Source organism: Ruegeria sp. YTSA144, from assembly GCF_059610125.1.
In genome coordinates this window covers 403,460-422,290 of sequence record NZ_JBXWNA010000001.1, presented here as the reverse complement: position 1 = coordinate 422,290, position 18,831 = coordinate 403,460, and the positions used below count along the sequence as shown (strand labels likewise).

Genomic DNA, 18,831 nt, shown 5'->3' with positions numbered 1-18,831 from the left:
AGGATCTGTTATGGTAAAGAGTACGAAACACGTGCTGGGCGCAGTTATTGCTGTCCCTGTTTTTGGAATGGTGATGATCGGCAGTGCTGCGGCCGCACCGGAAACCTGCAACTGGAAAACGGCCCGAAATCTTGCCAGCGCGGGGGACTATGCCGGGTTGTGCGACTGTGTGCAGGTAACCCCGAGTTTTCTGGACAGGCTTCAAAAGCGGTCCGACTTTGAAACAGCATTGACTGTGACCGGGGCGCAATGCCCGGGACTGGCCGCGTTGCTGACGGATTTGCCGACGGCAAGCCTGTCTGGTTCGGCGGAAAATCGTGGTGAAAGCCGTGGCTCAGAGCCCGGTGGGTCTGGATTTGCCGATGCTGGTAGCGCACCCGGTGGCGGAGGTGAATCCGGCGGTGGCGGTGGCGAATCCGGCGGTGGCGGCGGTGAATCCGGTGGCGGCGGCGGTGCGTCCGGCGGCGGCGGCGGCGGTGAATCCGGCGGTGGCGGTGCGTCCGGCGGTGGCGGAGGTGAGTCCGGTGGCGGCGGCGGTGAGTCCGGCGGTGGTGAAGGCAAAGGCGGAAAAGGCAAAGGCGAAGGCAAGGGCGGCAAAGGTAAAGGCGGTGGCAAGGGCAACAACGGCCATGGCAATGGCGGTGAAGGCAGCAGCCCGGGCCGCGGAAACAACGCCAACGATGATGAAAGAGGCGACCGGCCCGGTCGCGGCGGTGGAAAAAAACGCTGACAAGCGTTCCTTTTCGAAAACAAAACGGCCACCCCATCCGGTGGCCGTTTCGATTCCGTGTCTTTCAGCCTTGCCGGGTCAGCCCAGTTGAACCAGCGCGTGGCGCTTTTTGCCGGCGCTCAGCTTGATGGGCGAGGACAATGCACCTGCGTCGATCATCAGCCCGGCATCGGTCAGCGGCGCGTCGTCCAGCTTGGCACCGTTTTCGGCGATCAGGCGCTTGGCCTCTTTGCCTGATTTGGCCAGTCCCGATTTCACGATGATCTGCACGATGGACATGCCGTCACCCAGTTCGGCCTCGCTGAGGGTCAGAGTCGGAAGATCCCCGCCCACGCCCCCCTTTTCGAACACTTCGCGCGCGGTGGCTTCGGCGTTCGCCGCGGCCTGCGCACCATGGGCCAGAGTTGTCACCTCGTTGGCAAGACGGATCTTGGCCTCGTTGATCTCGGACCCTTGCAGCGCGCCCAGACGATCGCATTCATCCACCGGCATTTCGGTGTAAAGCTTCAGGAACCGCCCGACATCAGCGTCGGTCGTGTTGCGCCAGAACTGCCAGAACTCGTAGGGCGAGCGCATGTCTGCGTTCAGCCAAACCGCGCCGTCCTGAGATTTCCCCATTTTCTTGCCGTCGCTGGTGGTCAGCAGGGGCGAGGTCAGGCCGTATATCTCGTGATCCAGCACGCGGCGGGTCAGGTCGATCCCGTTGACGATATTGCCCCACTGGTCGCTGCCGCCCATCTGAAGCAAGCAGCCATAGCGGCGGTTCAGCTCCAGGAAGTCATAGGCCTGAAGGATCATGTAGTTGAATTCGAGAAAGGACAGGGATTGTTCACGGTCCAGTCGGGATTTCACCGATTCAAAGCTCAGCATCCGGTTGACCGAGAAATGACGCCCGATGTCGCGCAGGAAATCGAGGTAGTTCAGGTCGTCCAGCCACTCGGCATTGTTCAGCATCAACGCTTTGTTCTCGGCCTCTGTGTCATAGTCGATATAGGCTGAGAACACCTTTTTGATGCCCGCGATGTTTTCGTCGATCTGTTCGGGACCAAGCAGCGGGCGTTCATCCGAGCGGAATGACGGGTCGCCGACCTTGGTGGTTCCGCCGCCCATCAGGGTGATCGGCTGGTGGCCGGTTTTCTGGAACCAGCGCAGCATCATGATCTGGATCAGGCTGCCCACATGCAACGACTTGGCCGTGGCATCAAAGCCGATATAGGCCGGTTTGCACCCACTGATCAGCGCGTCGTCAAGGCCCTGATAATCGGTGCAGTCGGCGAGAAAGCCGCGCTCGATCATCGTGGCGATGAAATCCGATTTGGGGTGGTAGGTCATATCGTGCCCTTTGGGTTAATGTTGCGGGGCACTGTATAGGCGGCAGCGCGTGGGAGGAAAAGCCACCTTTTCACCTCGGGGGCGGGGTGTGGTCTAGGGTGTCGATCCAGACACGCGCCCTGAGAAAAAAAATGCCGGGCCGGTCCGGAACGCTTGCCTTTGCGCCCCAACAGAAGGCACGTTGACCGGGCTGCAACCCAAAGGTGAAATCCCGGACCCGGACGCGGCGAAAGACACAGCCAATTCAGGAGGCAGGCTTGGGCCAGACCATCGCGAAACACGGAAAGCTCCGGGCTTTGGGCGCAATGTCCGGCACATCGATGGACGGGGTTGATGCCGCGGTGGTGGAAACCGACGGGCATTCGATTTACGGGTTTGGGGAAAGCGGATACCGCGCCTATTCGGATGCCGAACGCGACGTGTTGCGGGCAGCACTGGGGCAGTGGCACGGACCCCAGGTCGATGCGGCGGCCGAGATGGTGACAATTGCCCATGCCGAAGCTCTGTCCGAGTTCGAGGATGTGGATCTGATCGGCTTTCACGGACAGACGCTGGCGCATGAGCCGCGCGGGCGCGGTACGTTTCAGGTCGGTGACGGGCTGGGGCTGGCGCAGGCCCTTGGGCGTCCGGTGGTCTGGGATTTCCGCAGCGATGATGTGGCGATGGGGGGCGAGGGGGCTCCGCTTGCGCCATTCTTTCACTTTGCCTGTGCCAAATGGTTCGGTGCGGACCGGCCATTGTGTTTCCTGAACCTGGGTGGGGTCGGCAACCTGACCTATGTGGACCCGACGTTCGAAGGCCCCGAAGCGCCCGGTGCGCTGCTGGCCTTTGATACAGGCCCGGCCAATGCGCCGGTCGATGATCTGATGCAGGCCCGTTTGGGGCTTCCAATGGACCGGGACGGGGCATTAGCCCGCGATGGCACAGTCGAGATGGGCGCGCTGGAGCTGTTTCTGGCCGAGCCGTATTTTTCCCGCATGCCTCCGAAGTCTTTGGACCGGAACGATTTTTCTGAAATGATCGGTCTGGTCAAGGAACTCAATGACGCTGACGCGGTGGCCACTCTGACCGGTATGTGCGCCGCAGCTGTGGTGCAGGGGATGGAGCACTGTCCGAAACCCCCGTCCTGTGTGTTGGTCACAGGGGGCGGCAGGCGCAACCCGGTGCTGATGGAGATGTTGCGCGTGTCGCTGGATTGCCCGGTCGAAACGGTTGAGGCGGTGGGGCTGGACGGCGACATGCTTGAGGCGCAGGCGTTTGCCTATCTGGCGGTGCGCGTTGCGCGGGGGTTGCCGACCTCTTGCCCCGGAACCACGGGCGTTCAGGCGCTTGTCGGTGGCGGGGTCGTCAGTACGGTGTCGATGGACCCGGTCGGATAGCGCGATCCGGAAAACAGTTCAAAAAAACAACTCTTTGTGCGACGATTGCCCGGACCGATGGATCAGGGGCATGGCAGTATGGCGACCAAGGCAGAGCTCGAGGCCGAGTTGGAGAAGTTGCGAAAGCGGAATGCGACCTTGGAGGCGCAGGCCGAAAAGGAAGCGGGTTCCGAAGATCCGCCTGAGGGCACCAAATCGTCGGATGAAATCCGGCAGCTGCTGGAAGACCACGGAATCGACCTGAGCCAGGTTCAGTCCTTGGGACATGACGTTGTCGAGGAGTTCGGCCGGCTTCAGAAAGACTATCCGATCACGGCGTTGCTGATTGCGTTTTCGCTGGGGTACGTCGTCGGGCGCGCGCAGGGTTAGGAGGCGGCTTATGAGCAGACTGAGCAGGAACCTGGTTACGATCTATCGGACCGAACGTCTGATTGCACGCCGCCGCCTTGGAGTGGTTCAGCAGCAGACCATACTGATGGGCATTGCGGGCATCGCGGCATTGTCGGCGGTGGTGCTTTTGAATGTTTCCTTGTTCTTGGCACTTCAAAGCTCGATGTCACCAGCCTCGGCGGCGGCGCTGTTGGCCTTTGGAAACCTTCTATTCGCAGGGCTTATGGTGCTGATTGCAAGGCGCCGCAATATCGACGACGAAGTCGCCCCGGCCGTCGAGGTGCGCGATATGGCCATAGCGGATATTGAAGACGAATTGGAGGAGATGACCGCAGAGGCCAAAGAGGTCGTGCAGGCGGTCAAGAGCATTGGATCGAACCCTTTGGGATCGGCCGCGACGCTGCTGGTGCCTCTGATCAATGTGTTGATCAAAAGCCGAAGCGACAAATAGAGGCGCAACCCGAAGGTTCATCGACACACCGGAGCGCCCTTGCGGCGGGCCGTGTCAAAATGGAAATGCCCGACGTGATAACGGTCGGCGTCCGGGCCCAGCACGGTTCCGAACACGCCGCAGGCGCCATCGTGCAACTTTCGCAATACAGCGCCTTGCGCGTTGTTCCACCCGTCCCGGACCGTGATCTGTGTTCCGTCCTTTAAAACGAAGGTCGATATGTCGATCGCCTTTCCGCGCGCATGTTCCGAGATGCGTGCACGCGGCTGGTTGTTCTGGGTCTTGCAGGCATAGTGGCCAACGATCCGCATCCCCTTCAGCCCGCCGCCCATATCGGCAAAGGCTGGCTTGGCCGTGTTTTCGATCCACGTTTTCAGCGTGACCGCTGTCTGGCAATCCATCAATGAGAATTGGCTGAGTGCGATGTCAGAGATCCTGTAAACCCGAACCGGGTTCGTGATCCCGCATCCGCGGGCCTTTCCGGCGACGGGCTTGCGTGTTTCGCCCAGAATGGTCCAGTCACCACACACGGCGCCCCGCGCCTGCATTCGTTCACGGCCGACTTCGAATTGCCGAAACTTGCAGGGCCGCAGGGCGGGGCGCTTGGAAACCAGCACCGCGGGTTCGACTGTCACGGTCGCGTCAGCATCTTCAACCGTTTCTTCCCCGATCAGCTCTGGCGCAGTCAGATCGGATGCAAGACGGGCCTCGGCGCAAGCGGGCTCTGCGCTGGCAAATGCTGCGCTTTGACACAAGAACAAGACAGTCAGCAGGACCTGCTTCATTCTCACTCGTTACTCCGTCGCCTGTGGCTGTGTGTACAGAATGATCAATGGGAAACTGTCTGTAAACTCACCTTTTCAGAGATCGTTATGTGAGCGGTCATGCCTTGGGGATATCGAAGCCCGGCGCGGCCAGTTCGAACCCTTCGAACTGGAAACCGGGTGAGACGGTGCAACTGACCAGCGTGTAATCGACCGTGCTGCGGGCGGCTTGCCAATGGCCTTCCGGGACGATCAACTGCGGGGCACCCTGCGACAGATCGGGTGTCAGCACATGATCTGTGGCGGGGCCTTCATCCGTCGCGCTCAGTGACAGGATCAGTGGCGCGCCTGCGTGGTACAGCCAGATCTCGGTCGCATCGACGCGGTGCCAGTGGCTGCTTTCGCCTGCCTGCAACAGGAAGTAGATGCAGGTGCCGGTGGGGCGGCCTTCGTTTTCAGCGCGCCATGTCTCGGCGTACCAACCCCCTTCGGGATGCCGTTGCAGGTTCAGGCGGTCGATAACCTCTTGTGCAGTCATGTGGTCCCTCGTGTTTGGGTGCGATTATGCACGGGCAGGCGTGATCCGCTATGGTATTCATGCGTCCGAGGGATATGTTTACGACATGACCCTGAAAATCCCCTTCGATAACTCTTATGCCCGTCTGCCGGATGCGTTCTTTGCGCGGCAGTCACCGGTTCCCGTGCGCGCGCCAAGGATGATTGCGTTCAACGATGATCTGGCCAAGTTGCTGCGGATTTCGCCCGGAGACGTTGAGGACATGACCGAAGCCTTTGCGGGAAACAGTATTCCCGAAGGTGCCGAACCCATCGCACAGCTTTATTCCGGGCATCAGTTCGGGCAGTACAACCCGCAGCTGGGCGATGGGCGTGCGGTGCTGCTGGGCGAGACTGTCGGAACGGACGGGATACGCCGGGATATTCAACTGAAAGGCTCGGGTCCCACACCGTTTTCCCGCCGGGGCGATGGCCGGGCCTGGCTGGGGCCGGTGCTGCGGGAATATGTGGTGTCCGAGGCGATGCATGCGCTGGGCATTCCGACCACACGTGCCTTGGCAGCCGTGGAAACGGGCGAGACCGTCTTTCGCGAAGGTCCGATGCCCGGAGCGGTCCTGACCCGGGTTGCATCCAGCCATCTGCGGGTGGGGACCTTTCAGGTTTTTGCAGCGCGTGGGCAGATGGACAGCCTGAAGCGCCTGACGGACTATGCCATCGCGCGGCATTATCCCAAGGCAGAAGGTCCCATGGGCCTGTTGCGTTCGGTGCGGGATGCTCAGGCCAGTTTGATTCCGAAATGGATGAGCGTGGGGTTCATCCATGGGGTGATGAATACCGACAACTGCTCGATCGCGGGCGAGACAATTGATTACGGCCCATGTGCGTTCATGGATACGTATCACCCCAACACCGTCTACAGCTCGATCGACCGGATGGGTCGTTATGCCTATTCGAACCAGCCCGATATCGCGGTGTGGAACCTCGCGCAGTTGGCAACGTCCTTGATCCAGCAGATGGACGACAAAGAGGCTGCCGTGGAAGAGGCGACCGAGATCGTCCACGCGATGCCGGACCTGCTGCAACAGAATTGGTTGTGTCGGTTCCGGGCGAAGATCGGACTGGCAACCGCGGACGAGGGCGATCAGGAACTGATCACCGACCTTCTGAAGCGTATGGCCGAGGGGCAGGCGGATTTCACCAATACCTTCCGGGCGCTGGGCGGTGGCATGGCGCGGGATCAGTTCCTTGCCCCGGAAGCGTTTGACACTTGGGAAGCGGGTTGGCGCGCACGTTTGGCGCGCGAAGCAGCGCCGCTGGATGTGATGACCGCTGCAAACCCTGCATTCATTCCGCGCAATCACCGGGTCGAACAGATGATCCAGGCAGCCGTACAAGGAGATTACGCACCGTTCGACCGGTTGAACGCCGTCCTGGCGCGGCCTTACGAGGATCAGGGTGATGCGGAAGACCTGAGGCGTCCTCCGGCCGAAAATGAGGTGGTCCATGCGACGTTTTGCGGGACGTGACGCGTAGACCGCGTCTATTTCCGCAGGATTTCCAACACCGCGGCGCTGACGATCAGGGTGGCGCCCAGAAACTCCCGCAGGCCAAATGGTTCGCCGGACAGCGCCGCGGCCGAGGCGATGCCGACGACAACCTCGCTCATCAACAGCAGGCCGACCTTTGCGGGGGACAGCTTGGTTGCCGGCCAGATGGTCATGTAGATCATGGGCAGGACATAAAAGGCCGACAGCAATGCATATCCCGCGATGCGGATCGCGTTTTCGCTTGTGACGTTCGGCAGCGCCTGGCCCCCAAGCGCCGACAGGCTGACAAGCGACAGCAAAAGCGCACCAAGGACAAAGGCAAAGACCTGACCCGAGATGGTCATGCTGCCAGTCTTGTATAGGCCCAGTGTGCCCAGTGCCCAGCATATGCCCGACGCCAGCGCCAGCCAGTCGCCCAGGTTTTGCGGCCATGGCACAAACCCGGCGCCTCCAAGCACGACAAACAGTCCGCCAAGCCCGCAGATCAGGCCCGCAAGGCGCATCAGGCTCAGGCGTTCTCCAAGAAACAGGACGCCCAGAAGCGTGCCCCAGATCGGAGTGAGATAGAACAGCAGGATCGAGCGGACGACGTCGGTGTAGACAAGACTGATTGAATACAGGCTGAATGCAGCCCCTGTGAACATACCGCTGAGCATCAGATCACGCCACCGCCGGGCCAGCATGTGCCTGTCGGCCCAGATAAAGGGGATCAACGCAATCAGGGCCGCGCAGTACATGACGATCCCGGACCATGGGCCTGTCAGGCCCTGATCGAAGAAAAACCGCACCGGAATCCAGTAAAGGCCCCACAGCGCGCCGCCCATCACCAGTATGATACTGGCCCGGGTGCTGTTGTCGGGTTGACTCAGGCTCATCTTGGCCTCGCTTTCGCTGCGCTTCGATGTCGTCACCGGATCGGGATAGAGGGTTGCGGGGCCGGGGATCAAGCGGAACCTTTGCTTTGACGCGAAGCAGGGTTCATTCGACGAAACAACAGGCAGATTGCCGGGGGCGGGTGTCGTATTGGAATTGCCGCAGCAGGAAACCGAGCTGAGGGGTTGCGCCTCGCGTCAGGCATGGCACTTTAGGGCCAATTCACTTGGTCATGGCCTCATGCAAACTTCGTCCACGCTGCGTATCGCAAGCTACAACATTCAGAAATGCGTCGGGCTGGATTTCCGGCGTCAGCCGCAACGCATTTTGCAGGTCATCGAAAACACGAAAGCGGATATCGTTGTGTTGCAGGAGGCCGACAAACGCCTGCCGCCCCGCCCGGCGGCATTGCCGCATTTCATGTTGGACGAGGCGGGGTGGAAGATCGTCGATCTGGGCGGTGCAGGCAGTCTGGGCTGGCACGGCAACGCGGTGATCTGGCGGGGCGAGGGCATCTCGGTGCGCCGAAAAGGGCATCACGAACTGCCGGGGCTGGAGCCGCGCGGGGCGGTTCGGGTCGAGTTCGACACCCATATCGGGCCACTGCGCGTGATGGGTATGCATCTGGGGCTTTTGCCAGCGTCACGGCGGCAACAGATTTTGCACATTCGGCGGAATGATTGGGATATGGACCAGATGCCGACAGTTTGGGCCGGTGACTTCAACGAATGGTCACGCCAGCCCGTTCTGGATCACCTGGCGCCCGAAATGCGGTTTCTGCCCGCCAGACCCAGTTTTCCCGCCGCGCAGCCTTTGGGTGCGCTGGATCGGATCGCGCTGGGCAGCGGAATACAGGCCGTGGCGCACGGTGTTCACGACACCCGTCCGGCACATATCGCATCCGATCACCTGCCGGTCTGGGCCGATCTGACGCGCGCTAGATCAGAAGGTCGCAAAAGGTGAAATCTCTGTAGCGAAACGCGCGCAGACATATTAAGACAGACATCCGAGCAAGTCTGAGGGGCATCATGTCGGAAACGATTGTTGGGCGTTGTGAAGCCAAGGGGCTGCGCATGACCGGTCAACGAAGGGTCATTGCGCAGGTACTGGAACAGAGCGACGACCACCCGGATGTCGAGGAGCTCTATGCGCGGGCTTCCGCCGTGGACAAAGGCATTTCCATTGCAACGGTCTATCGCACGGTCAAACTGTTCGAAGAGGCAGGCATTCTGGAACGTCTCGAGTTCGGGGACGGACGGGCCCGGTACGAGGACGCCGAGCGCGATCACCACGACCACCTGATCGACATGCAGTCAGGAGAGGTTATCGAATTCGTCGACCCCGAGATCGAAGCCTTGCAGGAAAGAATCGCCGCCAAGCTTGGATACAAGCTCAAGGGGCACCGGTTGGAGCTGTATGGCGTCCCGCTGGAAAAGGACTGACCCATCACGAAACGCGATTGATCCCCTCACTTTAATTCATCAGGCGTGACGGGAATTGTCTTGCCAGATGCCGTTGGTTGAGGTTGTTGTGCATGTACAGGCACCTGACATGCCCTTTTCCTGTGGACGCGCATATGAACAACGTAAACGGCATCCTGCTGCTCATCGGGTCGATGGCGGCCTTTGCACTTGAGGACATGTTCATCAAGCTCCTGTCCGGCTCTGTGCCGACAGGGCAGATCATGGTGCTTCTGGGCGTGTTCTGCGGGCTTGTGTTTGCCACGATGTCAGTGGTCACGCGCAAACGGATCCTTGACCCCGTGGCATGGAAAACCCTGCCATTGATCCGCGCCGCGACCGAAGGCTTTGGTGCAGTAGCGTTCGTGACGGCGTTGTCGCTGATCGACCTGTCCACCGTGGCGGCCGTGTTTCAGGCCATGCCGCTGGTCGTCACCATGGGGGCGGCCCTGTTTCTTGGAGAGCAGGTCGGGTGGCGCCGCTGGAGCGCGATCGGCGTCGGCTTTGTCGGTGTTCTGATGATCATCCGCCCGGGGATGGAGGGCTTTCGGCCGGAATCCCTGTTTGTGGTGTTGTCCGTGGTCGCAATTGCCGCGCGCGATCTGATCACCCGCAAGCTGGACCCACGCGTGCCCTCATCCGTTGTTGCGATGCAGGCCTATATTGCGGTTGCTGTCGCCGGCCTGGTTCTGATGGTCATGTCCGGGGCATCCTTCGTGCCGGTTCAAGCCGGTCAAACGGGCCCTTATGCGGGGGCGATCGGATTTGGCGTTCTGGGGTATTACGGCATTGTCACTGCGATGAGAGTGGGCGAAGCCTCGGCCCTGATGCCGTTCCGGTACACGCGTCTGGTGTTTTCGATCCTCGCTGGAATGCTGGTTTTCGGTGAACGTCCTGATGTACTGACACTGGCGGGGGCGACCCTGATCATCGGTTCGGGCCTTTATACCTTTGTCCGCGAACGGCGTCTGGCGCGCGAATTGGCCCCTGCCTGACCCTGTTGGCGCAAACAGCGGACTGTTAGCCCTAAATGTCCGGCAATATGCGTGTTAGCGTTAACGGAACCGGTTTACTTTTGGCCGGTTGCTGTTATGACGCGTGCAACCGACCGCAGTCACAGGAACAGGCTTCATGAGCACCATCATCGACATCCACGCACGCGAAATTCTGGACAGCCGGGGCAACCCGACGGTCGAAGTTGACGTGATTCTGGAAGACGGCACCATGGGCCGCGCGGCCGTGCCCTCGGGCGCGTCCACCGGTGCCTATGAGGCGGTGGAAAAGCGCGATGGCGACAAGGCACGCTATATGGGCAAGGGCGTTCTGGAAGCCGTCGCCGCCGTGAACGGCGAGATTGCCGAAGAACTGGTGGGCTTTGACGCGACCGAGCAGGTGGCCATTGACCAGGCCATGATCGAGTTGGACGGCACCGAGAACAAAGGCCGTCTGGGCGCAAACGCGATTCTGGGTGTCTCGCTGGCCACGGCGAAGGCAGCGGCGGATTTCACCACCCAGCCGCTTTATCGTTATGTGGGCGGCACCTCGGCGCGGGTTCTGCCGGTTCCGATGATGAACATCATCAACGGCGGCGAGCATGCCGACAACCCGATCGACATTCAGGAATTCATGATCATGCCGACCGCCGCCGCGAACATTCGCGAAGCGGTGCGCATGGGGTCCGAGGTGTTCCACACGCTGAAAAAGGAACTGTCAGGCGCGGGTTTGGCGACCGGTGTGGGTGACGAGGGCGGTTTCGCCCCCAACATCGCCTCGACCCGCGAAGCATTGGATTTCATTCTGAAATCCATCGAAAAAGCAGGTTACAAGCCGGGTGAGGAAATCCACCTGGCGCTGGATTGCGCGGCAACCGAGTATTACAAAGACGGCAAATACGTTCTTTCGGGTGAGGGCACGAGCCTGACCTCGGACGAGAACGCGGCTTATCTGGCGGCGCTGGTCAATGACTATCCGATCATCTCGATCGAAGACGGTATGTCCGAAGATGACTGGGAGGGTTGGAAGGCGCTGACCGACGCCATCGGTGACAAGGTGCAACTGGTGGGTGATGACCTGTTCGTGACCAACCCTGTGCGTCTGGCCGAAGGGATCGAGCGCGGCTGTGCGAACTCGATGCTGGTCAAGGTGAACCAGATCGGCTCGCTGACGGAAACCCTGCGCGCCGTCGATATGGCGCATCGCGCGCGCTACACCAACGTGATGTCGCACCGTTCGGGCGAGACCGAGGACGCCACCATTGCCGATCTGGCGGTCGCCACCAATTGTGGTCAGATCAAAACCGGCTCGCTTGCGCGATCGGACCGGTTGGCGAAATACAACCAGCTGATCCGGATCGAGGAGTCGCTGGGGGAAGTGGCCGAATACGCCGGCGCGTCGATCCTGAAATAAGCATGGAATGGGGGCCAACGGCCCCCTTTTTTCAAAGTGCGGGTCTCTGATCCGTCAAGCGGTCGTTCCGCTGCCCGTGCCGCAATCCGCGTGACGGATCAATTGGTGCTGTTGACCCTTCGGAACTCTTGGATCCAAGCGTTTCTTGGACCCTGAACCGGCGTCTTCCGGACGATCGCGGTAAAGGTTGCGGCGGGAAACACGGCTTCAGGTGATATCCACCCTTGATTGAACCTTTCTGGTTCGATCCTTCTCTGGGTGTACGATTGCCGTACCTGCCTGCACTTGAAGTTGAAAACTTTTGAAAAATCTTCGCACTTTTCGCAAGAGAGGCGAGATCCGGATTACGCAATCATTTCAGTGGTCTCTGCTTCGCAGGCGTATTGAATCAGCCTTTTTGTATCTAAAAAGAATGCAAAAATCTCATTATGTGTGAACTTGTTACTAAGTAAAGCACGGCCACGTGATCTAATCTGAATGCATTGCAGAAAGGAGACCACGATGTCTGTATCCAAATTCCTTCTGATAGTCGCAGCAACGTCCATCACAGTTCTTTCCGCCTGCGCGGGTCCGGGAACCTACCCAATTACCGGAGACCAGGTCTCGGCGAGTGACCCGGTACAGGACATGAACCCGGCCAATATCTTCCGTGGCGAGTCTCGTTAAAGTAACTTGCTCATCAGCATATATCTGTCGCGTGGTTTGAACCCGGTGCGCAGATAGATTTTCTGAGCGGCCTCATTGTTTCGGTCGACTTCCAGATGAAGGGCAGTCAGCCCCGCTTCGGACAAAGCTTTGGGAAGTGCCAGCAGAACTTCGGTCGCAATGCCACGACCGCGAACAGCGGGTCGGATATAGATTTCGTCCACGAAACCGTCCATGCCGCCGAATTCGACGGACCAGCCGAAGGTCAGGATGATGTAGCCCAACGGCGCCCGTCCGGGGCCGATCAGATAGACACAGCCATGGGGAATACCCTCGAGCAGGGGTGTCAGAGCATTTCGGGTCTGGTCCGGGTCTTGCGTCAATCCGGCCTCGGTATGGAAGGCGGTGACCAGCGCCATCAGGCGGTCCAGGTCTTCGGGGCGCGCAAGGCGCATTGCGGCGCTCATAATCTGGCCAGCCTTTCTGTCAGCAGGTCAAAGAAGCCGTCAGCGTCGATGTCCCCCATGAACAGCGCATTGGGCGCGCGGTCGGTCACGCCCCACCAATCTGCGACGGTCATGCCCATGGTCAGTTCGGACCCGGTTTCAATTTCGACATTCACATGACGGCCTGAAAACAGCTCGGGCCGGATCAGATAGGCGGTCACGCAGGGGTCGTGCAAAGGCGCACCCGCGCTGCCGTATTTTTCCTTGTCAAACCTCTCAAAGAAATCGGTCATCTCGGCCACAGCGAGTCCAACTTTGTTTCCCAGAGCACGGAACGCATCGTTGCGGGGTTTGGTGACCAGCGCCTTATGCGTGACATCCAACGGCATGACCACAATCGGCCTTCCTGATTTGAATACGATATCAGCTGCTTCCGGGTCGACATGAATGTTGAACTCTGCTGTTGGAGTGATGTTCCCAACCTCGAAATACGCCCCGCCCATCAGAACGATTTCCTGCACCCGATCAACAATATCAGGGGCTTTGTTGAATGCGGTCGCGATATTCGTCAGAGGCCCCAGCGGACAAAGGGTCACGGTGCCCGGTTCTTCGGCGCGCAGGGTGTCGATGATGAAATCCACCGCGTGGCCCTCGGTCAGCGGCACCTGCGGATCGGGCAGGTCCGGGCCATCCAGCCCTGTCTTGCCATGCACATGCTCGGCCGTGACCAACGCGCGGTTCAACGGTCTGTCGCAGCCCGCGTAAACGGGTATGTCAGTCCGCCCCGCCAGTTCGCACACGATCCGAGCGTTCTTGGCGGTCAATTCCAGGGGCACGTTGCCTGCGACCGCCGTGATGCCAAGAACCTCGATGTCCTCCGGGCTGGCCAGCGCCAGCAGGATGGCGACGGCATCGTCCTGTCCGGGATCGGTGTCGATGATGATCTTGCGAGGGGGCATGGGCGTCTCCGGTGGTCTTGAAGGTGGGACACTCGCAAGTGTCGGATGGCTTGTCTACCCGTTTCTGGGGGCTGCCATGGCGTCCACCGGCGGGAGTTTGCCGTTGGCGCGGTGCTCTTCGGTTTTGACCTCGTCCCAGAGCGCGTCCATCTCGGCCAGATCGCTTTGCGAGGGGGTCTTTCCCCGCTCGGCCAGCCGGGCTTCGACCTGTTCAAAGCGACGGGTGAACTTGGCATTGGTGCGGCGCAGGGCGGCTTCGGGTTCGATACCCAGGTGGCGGCCCAGATTGACCATCACGAACAGCAGATCACCGAATTCATCCTCAAGCGCATCCGCGTCCATCTTGTCACGCGCCTCTTCCAACTCGGCGGCTTCTTCGGTGATCTTGGCCAGCACGTGGCTTGCATCGGGCCAGTCGAACCCCACGCGTGCGGCCCGTTTTTGCAACTTATGGGCCCGCAGCAGGGCAGGCAGGTTGGCGGCCACCCCGTCCAGCGCGCCTTTCTGTTCCTTGCCCGCACGTTCGGCCGCCTTGATCGTTTCCCAATCCCGGGTCTGCTGATCGGCGGACTTGTCGCGGGATTCGTCGCCAAAAACATGCGGGTGGCGGTTGACCATCTTGTCTGACATGGTGCGCACCACGTCCTGAAAGGTGAAATGCCCGGCCTCTTCAGCCATTTGTGCGTGAAAGACCGACTGGAACAGCAGATCGCCCAGCTCTCCCTTCAGCTCGTCCCAGGCCTCGCGCTCGATCGCGTCGGCGACCTCATAAGCCTCTTCTATCGTATAGGGAGCGATGGTTGCGAAATCCTGTTCGATATCCCACGGGCAGCCGGTTTGCGGATCACGCAGGCGGCGCATGATTTCCAGCAGACGCTCGACACCAGCGTCGCTGTCATGGATCAGAGGATTTTCGGCCATTGCGAACCCTTTCATTCCGGTGTCAGATGCATCCATCCCGCAGTCCCGATCAGGAGTCCAGCCCAGATGCCCGTCGTCAACCGAATTGCCGATTTCTCTGCCGATATGACCAGATGGCGTCAGTATCTGCATACGATACCCGAGTTGGAATTCGAGTGCTTTGAGACTGCCGCGTTTGTGGCCGAGCGTCTGCGTGAATTCGGGGTCGATGAATTGCATGAAGGGATCGCAAAGACCGGGATGGTCGCGATCATCAACGGGCAGGGTGACGGGCCGACGATCGGGCTGCGTGCCGATATGGATGCGCTGCCGATTACCGAGGAAACAGGCGTCGGGTATTCATCGAAGAACCCCGGAAAGATGCATGCCTGCGGGCATGACGGGCACACCACAATGCTGCTGGGTGCGGCGCGGTATCTGGCCGAAACGCGAAATTTCCGCGGCCGTGTGGCCCTGATCTTTCAACCGGCCGAGGAAGAAGGCGGTGGCGCGGGCGTGATGGTCGAAGAAGGCATCATGGAGCGGTTCGATATCTCTGAGGTCTATGGAATACACAATGATCCGGGAAACCCGGAAGGTACGTTCCATACCACGCCGGGACCGATCATGGCGGCGGTGGATACGTTCGAGATTCATATTCAAGGGGTCGGCGGCCATGGCGCCATGCCGCATCAGACCCGCGACCCGGTCATGGCGGCCTGCGGCATTGCGCAGGCAATCCAGACCATTGTCAGCCGCAACCACTATGCGGTGGAAGACCTGGTTGTTTCGGTCACTCAGATCCATGCCGGAACGGTGAACAACGTGATCCCTGATACTGCCTATTTGAACGGAACCGTGCGGACCTTTGATCCCGCTGTACAGAAGATGGTGATGGAGCGGATGGAGCAGATCGTTCAGGGGCAGGCCGCGTCTTACGGTGTCGAGGCACGGCTGGAATATCAGGAGGGATACCCGGCCACGATCAACGATGCTGAAAAGGCAGCCTTTGCCGCCACCGTCGCGCGCGAAGTGTCGGGGCCTGAGCGGGTGGTCGACACAATGGGGCGCGACATGGGGGCCGAGGATTTTTCATACATGTTGCAGTCGCGACCAGGGGCCTATCTGTTTCTGGGGCAGGGGGATGGTGCCGGGCTGCATCATCCGAAATACAACTTCAATGATGATATCGCGCCTGTGGGGGCATCGTTCTTCGCACGGATCGTGGAAAAGGCGCAGCCCTTGGGCTGATGGGGTAATGAAATGGCACTGGAAGACGCAAAAAACCAGGTGGATGAGGCATTCACCAACCCGGACCTCAAAGGCCTGTCCTATGAAAACACCTTTGGCGGGGCGACCTCGTTTCTGCGGCGTCTCTACACCAAGGATCTGACGGGCGCCGACATCGCCGTGACCGGTGTGCCGTTCGATCAGGCGGTGACCAACCGCCCGGGCACCCGTCTGGGCCCACGTGCGATCCGCGAGGCGAGCGCCCTGCAATCGCCCGATGCGCCCTATGGCTGGCCCTTCGATGCGCTCAGCGAGCTGGCAATCATCGATTACGGCGACATGGCCTATGACTATGCCAACATCCCCGCCTTTCCCGATACGCTGACCGACCATATCCGCACCATTCTGGCGGCGGATGTGGCCTCGGTCACGCTGGGGGGCGACCACTATATCAGCTTTCCGATCCTCAAGGCCTATGCCGAGAAATACGGGCCGATGTCGCTGTTGCAGTTCGATGCCCATACCGACACCTGGGCCGATGACGACATGAGCCGGGTGGACCACGGCACCATGTTCTACAAGGCGGTGAAGTCGGGGATCGTGGATCCGAAACGCTCGGTTCAGGTGGGGATCCGTACCACCAACGAGGACACGCTGGGCGTCAACATCATCGACGCCCGCGAGGTCTATGAATCCGGCCCCGCTGCCGTGGCGCAGAAGATCAAGGGTATTCTGGGCGACAGCCCGGTCTATCTGAGTTTCGACATCGACGGTCTGGACCCGGCCTTTGCCCCCGGCACCGGCACGCCGGTTTGGGGTGGTTTGAGTTCCATTCAGGCGCAGATCATCCTGCGCGACATCGCCGGGATCAACATCAAGGGCGGCGACGTGGTCGAGGTGTCTCCGCCGTTCGATACATCCGGCGCCACGGCGATTGCGGGTGCCCATGTGGCAACGCAGATCGTCTGCCTGTTGGGTTGGAACAAGCTGGCAAAAACATAACCGTTTGGATGCGTATTAACCATTGGTTAGCCATACTTCCGGTATGTGCTGGGTAAAGAAAGTTGAAGGGATGGGGATAAAACGCGCATGAATGAATTCAATCAACCGGTCAGCGGCAATGATCTGGCGCGGTTCTCGGGGCCGAATACGTTTATGCGCCTGCCGCAGGCGGCCTCGCTGGCGGGGCTGGATGTGGCGGTTCTGGGAATTCCGATGGATATCGGCACGTCGTGGCGGTCGGGCACCCGGTTCGGACCAAAACAGATCCGCAGCGAAAGCGCGATGATAAGGCCCTACAACATGGCCACCTCGGCGGCTCCGTTCGACAGCTTGCAAATCGCCGACATCGGGGATCTGGCGATCAACACCTTCTCGCTTGCGGACAGCCTGAGGATCATCAGGGAAAGCTATGATGCGATCCTGGCAAAGAACGTGACCCCGGTGGCGATGGGGGGCGATCATTCGATCACCCTCCCGATCCTGCGGGCCATTGCGGCAAAACATGGGCCGGTGGCCCTGGTGCATGTGGATGCCCATGCAGATGTGAATGACGAGATGTTCGGCGAGAAAGAGACCCACGGAACCGTCTTCCGCCGCGCCTATGAAGAGGGGCTGATCGTCCCCGACAAGACCTTTCAGATCGGCATTCGCGGATCGGGTTATGCGGCTTCGGATTTCACCGAGGCCAGGGATTGGGGCTTCCGCCAGTTCCCGGCCTGGGAGTTGTGGCAGCAGAACCTGACGCAGATCGGCTCTCAGATCCGCAAGATCATCGGGGATCATCCGGTTTACGTCACCTATGACATCGACAGCCTGGATCCGGCCTTTGCACCGGGCACGGGTACGCCAGAAATTGCCGGGCTGACCACGCCGCAGGCGCTGCAACTGATCCACGCATTGCAGGGCGTGAATATGGTGGGGTGTGACCTGGTCGAGGTTTCACCTCCGTATGACCCATCCGGCAACACGGCCCTGACGGCAGCCAACCTGATCTATGAAATGCTGTGCATCCTGCCGGGTGTGACGTCACGGTAAACCGGCCCGGAACGGCTTGCCCCGGCGCCTGATCCGCTTACAGTTTCTGCGAAAGGGTAACGCGGGATGAGAAATATGGTTCTGTGGGCAGTGATCGCGCTGGTGCTCGGGCTGGGCGCATATATCCGGCTGGCCCCGTCTGCTCCGGCCCAATGGCATATCGCGCCTGTGGCCGCGGATGATCAGGACTTGCCAGATGGTGTTCTGCGCGTTGTCGAAACCGGCCCGGACGGGTTGCAACGCCTTGACCAGATCGCCCGCGCCACGCCGCGTACCTCGGTACTGGCGGGTTCAGTCGATGAGGGGATGATCACCTATGTCACCCGCACGAAATGGTTCGGCTTTCCCGACTATACTACTGTTCATCAGGACGGCGACACGCTGCGCATCCATGGCCGTTTGCGGTTCGGTCGCAGGGATTTCGGGGTGAACAAGGCACGGGTTGATGGGTGGTTGGAGCAGATGTAACCGTTCTGCCGGCGCTCAGGACGCCTCATCCTGGTCAAAGTGGTCAACAGGATCGCTCTGCAACCCGGACGATAAACACCCTTCCTGCACCTCGCGCCACATGGGCACGTTCAGGGACATCTGACATTGCGCCGTGAACATTCGGCCGTCGACTTGCAGGCAGATCATCTCACCCAATTCGATGCGGGACCCGGACGTGTCGGTGCAATAGCAATCGCGGGTCTTGCCGTCGGGGCCGATGTAATCGGCGAAAACCGGCGTGGACGTCAGCAAAAGGGCAAGCAAAATCCGTTTCATG

Annotated in this window: 22 protein-coding genes; 14 read left to right on the top strand and 8 right to left on the bottom strand. The window is 60.2% G+C overall.

Annotated features, from left to right (window positions below):
• Positions 1 to 10: 10 nt before the first annotated feature.
• A complete protein-coding gene (locus AC2FF8_RS02175) occupies positions 11 to 730 on the top strand; it encodes a hypothetical protein (RefSeq protein WP_496878823.1) in 720 nt (239 codons plus the stop codon).
• 78 nt (positions 731 to 808) lie between these two features.
• On the opposite strand, the gene tyrS is transcribed toward AC2FF8_RS02175, so the two are convergent.
• Entirely contained in the window at positions 809 to 2,062 is a 1,254-nt protein-coding gene (tyrS, locus tag AC2FF8_RS02170; RefSeq protein ID WP_496878822.1) for a tyrosine--tRNA ligase, read from the bottom strand.
• Positions 2,063 to 2,367: 305 nt separating this feature from the next.
• On the opposite strand from tyrS, the gene AC2FF8_RS02165 reads away from it, so the two are divergent.
• The 3 genes from AC2FF8_RS02165 to AC2FF8_RS02155 all read left to right on the top strand — a co-directional run bounded on the left by AC2FF8_RS02165 (position 2,368) and on the right by AC2FF8_RS02155 (position 4,282).
• Entirely contained in the window at positions 2,368 to 3,441 is a 1,074-nt protein-coding gene (locus AC2FF8_RS02165; RefSeq protein ID WP_374041619.1) for an anhydro-N-acetylmuramic acid kinase, read from the top strand.
• 78 nt (positions 3,442 to 3,519) lie between these two features.
• Entirely contained in the window at positions 3,520 to 3,810 is a 291-nt protein-coding gene (locus AC2FF8_RS02160; RefSeq protein WP_170344026.1) for a hypothetical protein, read from the top strand.
• A gap of 10 nt (positions 3,811 to 3,820) precedes the next feature.
• The gene (locus AC2FF8_RS02155; RefSeq protein ID WP_496878821.1) at positions 3,821 to 4,282 is read left to right on the top strand and encodes a hypothetical protein; all 462 of its coding nucleotides are present in this window, start codon (positions 3,821 to 3,823) and stop codon (positions 4,280 to 4,282) included.
• A gap of 17 nt (positions 4,283 to 4,299) precedes the next feature.
• Here the strand turns inward: AC2FF8_RS02155 and AC2FF8_RS02150 are convergent, their stop codons facing one another.
• Both AC2FF8_RS02150 and AC2FF8_RS02145 read right to left on the bottom strand, forming a co-directional pair.
• On the bottom strand, positions 4,300 to 5,067 hold the full coding sequence (locus AC2FF8_RS02150) for an extensin-like domain-containing protein (RefSeq protein WP_496878820.1): 768 nt from the start codon (positions 5,065 to 5,067) through the stop codon (positions 4,300 to 4,302).
• 97 nt (positions 5,068 to 5,164) lie between these two features.
• Positions 5,165 to 5,584 carry a cupin domain-containing protein gene (locus tag AC2FF8_RS02145; RefSeq protein WP_496878819.1) on the bottom strand — a complete coding sequence of 140 codons (420 nt, stop codon included), beginning with the start codon at positions 5,582 to 5,584 and terminating at the stop codon, positions 5,165 to 5,167.
• 85 nt (positions 5,585 to 5,669) lie between these two features.
• Between AC2FF8_RS02145 and AC2FF8_RS02140 the strand changes: the two genes are divergently transcribed.
• Positions 5,670 to 7,088, top strand: coding sequence for a protein adenylyltransferase SelO (locus AC2FF8_RS02140; protein ID WP_496879267.1), 1,419 nt, complete (start codon positions 5,670 to 5,672; stop codon positions 7,086 to 7,088).
• 14 nt (positions 7,089 to 7,102) lie between these two features.
• Here AC2FF8_RS02140 and AC2FF8_RS02135 read toward each other — a convergent pair whose 3' ends face one another.
• Positions 7,103 to 8,056, bottom strand: a complete 954-nt coding sequence (locus tag AC2FF8_RS02135) for a DMT family transporter (RefSeq protein WP_496878818.1) — start codon at positions 8,054 to 8,056, stop codon at positions 7,103 to 7,105.
• 166 nt (positions 8,057 to 8,222) lie between these two features.
• Here AC2FF8_RS02135 and AC2FF8_RS02130 point away from each other — a divergent pair, with 166 nt between their 5' ends.
• The 5 genes from AC2FF8_RS02130 to AC2FF8_RS02110 all read left to right on the top strand — a co-directional run bounded on the left by AC2FF8_RS02130 (position 8,223) and on the right by AC2FF8_RS02110 (position 12,514).
• A complete protein-coding gene (locus tag AC2FF8_RS02130) occupies positions 8,223 to 8,945 on the top strand; it encodes an endonuclease/exonuclease/phosphatase family protein (protein ID WP_480684126.1) in 723 nt (240 codons plus the stop codon).
• Positions 8,946 to 9,010: 65 nt separating this feature from the next.
• Positions 9,011 to 9,424: a Fur family transcriptional regulator gene (locus AC2FF8_RS02125; RefSeq protein ID WP_170344032.1), complete on the top strand. Its 414-nt coding sequence runs from the start codon at positions 9,011 to 9,013 to the stop codon at positions 9,422 to 9,424.
• A 134-nt stretch (positions 9,425 to 9,558) separates the two neighbouring features.
• Complete coding sequence (locus AC2FF8_RS02120; protein WP_425078397.1) at positions 9,559 to 10,437, top strand: DMT family transporter; 879 nt, start codon at positions 9,559 to 9,561, stop codon at positions 10,435 to 10,437.
• A gap of 136 nt (positions 10,438 to 10,573) precedes the next feature.
• Positions 10,574 to 11,848 (top strand): phosphopyruvate hydratase, encoded by a 1,275-nt coding sequence (gene eno / locus AC2FF8_RS02115; protein WP_170344034.1) that lies wholly within the window; start codon positions 10,574 to 10,576, stop codon positions 11,846 to 11,848.
• Positions 11,849 to 12,349: 501 nt separating this feature from the next.
• Positions 12,350 to 12,514 (top strand): hypothetical protein, encoded by a 165-nt coding sequence (locus AC2FF8_RS02110; protein ID WP_496878817.1) that lies wholly within the window; start codon positions 12,350 to 12,352, stop codon positions 12,512 to 12,514.
• Here the strand turns inward: AC2FF8_RS02110 and AC2FF8_RS02105 are convergent.
• From AC2FF8_RS02105 to mazG, 3 genes are read right to left on the bottom strand one after another with little or no spacing between them, the layout of a single operon-like run.
• On the bottom strand, positions 12,511 to 12,960 hold the full coding sequence (locus tag AC2FF8_RS02105) for a GNAT family N-acetyltransferase (RefSeq protein WP_496878816.1): 450 nt from the start codon (positions 12,958 to 12,960) through the stop codon (positions 12,511 to 12,513). The genes AC2FF8_RS02110 and AC2FF8_RS02105 overlap by 4 nt on opposite strands.
• Positions 12,957 to 13,898 carry a nucleoside hydrolase gene (locus AC2FF8_RS02100; RefSeq protein ID WP_496878815.1) on the bottom strand — a complete coding sequence of 314 codons (942 nt, stop codon included), beginning with the start codon at positions 13,896 to 13,898 and terminating at the stop codon, positions 12,957 to 12,959. The genes AC2FF8_RS02105 and AC2FF8_RS02100 overlap by 4 nt, the downstream gene beginning before the upstream one ends.
• A gap of 54 nt (positions 13,899 to 13,952) precedes the next feature.
• Positions 13,953 to 14,819 carry a nucleoside triphosphate pyrophosphohydrolase gene (gene mazG, locus AC2FF8_RS02095; protein WP_496879266.1) on the bottom strand — a complete coding sequence of 289 codons (867 nt, stop codon included), beginning with the start codon at positions 14,817 to 14,819 and terminating at the stop codon, positions 13,953 to 13,955.
• Positions 14,820 to 14,885: 66 nt separating this feature from the next.
• On the opposite strand from mazG, the gene AC2FF8_RS02090 reads away from it, so the two are divergent.
• From AC2FF8_RS02090 to AC2FF8_RS02075, 4 genes are all read left to right on the top strand, one after another.
• A complete protein-coding gene (locus AC2FF8_RS02090; protein ID WP_496878814.1) occupies positions 14,886 to 16,049 on the top strand; it encodes a M20 aminoacylase family protein in 1,164 nt (387 codons plus the stop codon).
• Between the two features lie 12 nt (positions 16,050 to 16,061).
• On the top strand, positions 16,062 to 17,030 hold the full coding sequence (gene speB / locus AC2FF8_RS02085; protein WP_152458210.1) for an agmatinase: 969 nt from the start codon (positions 16,062 to 16,064) through the stop codon (positions 17,028 to 17,030).
• Positions 17,031 to 17,117: 87 nt separating this feature from the next.
• Complete coding sequence (speB, locus tag AC2FF8_RS02080; RefSeq protein WP_496878813.1) at positions 17,118 to 18,065, top strand: agmatinase; 948 nt, start codon at positions 17,118 to 17,120, stop codon at positions 18,063 to 18,065.
• 66 nt (positions 18,066 to 18,131) lie between these two features.
• A complete protein-coding gene (locus AC2FF8_RS02075) occupies positions 18,132 to 18,533 on the top strand; it encodes a DUF1499 domain-containing protein (RefSeq protein ID WP_170344040.1) in 402 nt (133 codons plus the stop codon).
• Positions 18,534 to 18,548: 15 nt separating this feature from the next.
• Here the strand turns inward: AC2FF8_RS02075 and AC2FF8_RS02070 are convergent, their stop codons facing one another.
• Entirely contained in the window at positions 18,549 to 18,830 is a 282-nt protein-coding gene (locus tag AC2FF8_RS02070; RefSeq protein WP_170344041.1) for a hypothetical protein, read from the bottom strand.
• Position 18,831 lies beyond the last annotated feature (1 nt).

What these genes read in the sequence shown, in the direction of transcription:
- AC2FF8_RS02175 (WP_496878823.1), top strand. Translation starts at nt 11, where the DNA reads ATGGTAAAGAGTACGAAACACGTGCTGGGCGCAGTTATTGCTGTCCCT.
- tyrS (WP_496878822.1), bottom strand. Translation starts at nt 2,062, where the DNA reads ATGACCTACCACCCCAAATCGGATTTCATCGCCACGATGATCGAGCGC.
- AC2FF8_RS02165 (WP_374041619.1), top strand. Translation starts at nt 2,368, where the DNA reads ATGTCCGGCACATCGATGGACGGGGTTGATGCCGCGGTGGTGGAAACC.
- AC2FF8_RS02160 (WP_170344026.1), top strand. Translation starts at nt 3,520, where the DNA reads ATGGCGACCAAGGCAGAGCTCGAGGCCGAGTTGGAGAAGTTGCGAAAG.
- AC2FF8_RS02155 (WP_496878821.1), top strand. Translation starts at nt 3,821, where the DNA reads ATGAGCAGACTGAGCAGGAACCTGGTTACGATCTATCGGACCGAACGT.
- AC2FF8_RS02150 (WP_496878820.1), bottom strand. Translation starts at nt 5,067, where the DNA reads ATGAAGCAGGTCCTGCTGACTGTCTTGTTCTTGTGTCAAAGCGCAGCA.
- AC2FF8_RS02145 (WP_496878819.1), bottom strand. Translation starts at nt 5,584, where the DNA reads ATGACTGCACAAGAGGTTATCGACCGCCTGAACCTGCAACGGCATCCC.
- AC2FF8_RS02140 (WP_496879267.1), top strand. Translation starts at nt 5,670, where the DNA reads ATGACCCTGAAAATCCCCTTCGATAACTCTTATGCCCGTCTGCCGGAT.
- AC2FF8_RS02130 (WP_480684126.1), top strand. Translation starts at nt 8,223, where the DNA reads ATGCAAACTTCGTCCACGCTGCGTATCGCAAGCTACAACATTCAGAAA.
- AC2FF8_RS02125 (WP_170344032.1), top strand. Translation starts at nt 9,011, where the DNA reads ATGTCGGAAACGATTGTTGGGCGTTGTGAAGCCAAGGGGCTGCGCATG.
- AC2FF8_RS02120 (WP_425078397.1), top strand. Translation starts at nt 9,559, where the DNA reads ATGAACAACGTAAACGGCATCCTGCTGCTCATCGGGTCGATGGCGGCC.
- eno (WP_170344034.1), top strand. Translation starts at nt 10,574, where the DNA reads ATGAGCACCATCATCGACATCCACGCACGCGAAATTCTGGACAGCCGG.
- AC2FF8_RS02110 (WP_496878817.1), top strand. Translation starts at nt 12,350, where the DNA reads ATGTCTGTATCCAAATTCCTTCTGATAGTCGCAGCAACGTCCATCACA.
- AC2FF8_RS02105 (WP_496878816.1), bottom strand. Translation starts at nt 12,960, where the DNA reads ATGAGCGCCGCAATGCGCCTTGCGCGCCCCGAAGACCTGGACCGCCTG.
- AC2FF8_RS02100 (WP_496878815.1), bottom strand. Translation starts at nt 13,898, where the DNA reads ATGCCCCCTCGCAAGATCATCATCGACACCGATCCCGGACAGGACGAT.
- mazG (WP_496879266.1), bottom strand. Translation starts at nt 14,819, where the DNA reads ATGGCCGAAAATCCTCTGATCCATGACAGCGACGCTGGTGTCGAGCGT.
- AC2FF8_RS02090 (WP_496878814.1), top strand. Translation starts at nt 14,886, where the DNA reads ATGCCCGTCGTCAACCGAATTGCCGATTTCTCTGCCGATATGACCAGA.
- speB (WP_152458210.1), top strand. Translation starts at nt 16,062, where the DNA reads ATGGCACTGGAAGACGCAAAAAACCAGGTGGATGAGGCATTCACCAAC.
- speB (WP_496878813.1), top strand. Translation starts at nt 17,118, where the DNA reads ATGAATGAATTCAATCAACCGGTCAGCGGCAATGATCTGGCGCGGTTC.
- AC2FF8_RS02075 (WP_170344040.1), top strand. Translation starts at nt 18,132, where the DNA reads ATGAGAAATATGGTTCTGTGGGCAGTGATCGCGCTGGTGCTCGGGCTG.
- AC2FF8_RS02070 (WP_170344041.1), bottom strand. Translation starts at nt 18,830, where the DNA reads ATGAAACGGATTTTGCTTGCCCTTTTGCTGACGTCCACGCCGGTTTTC.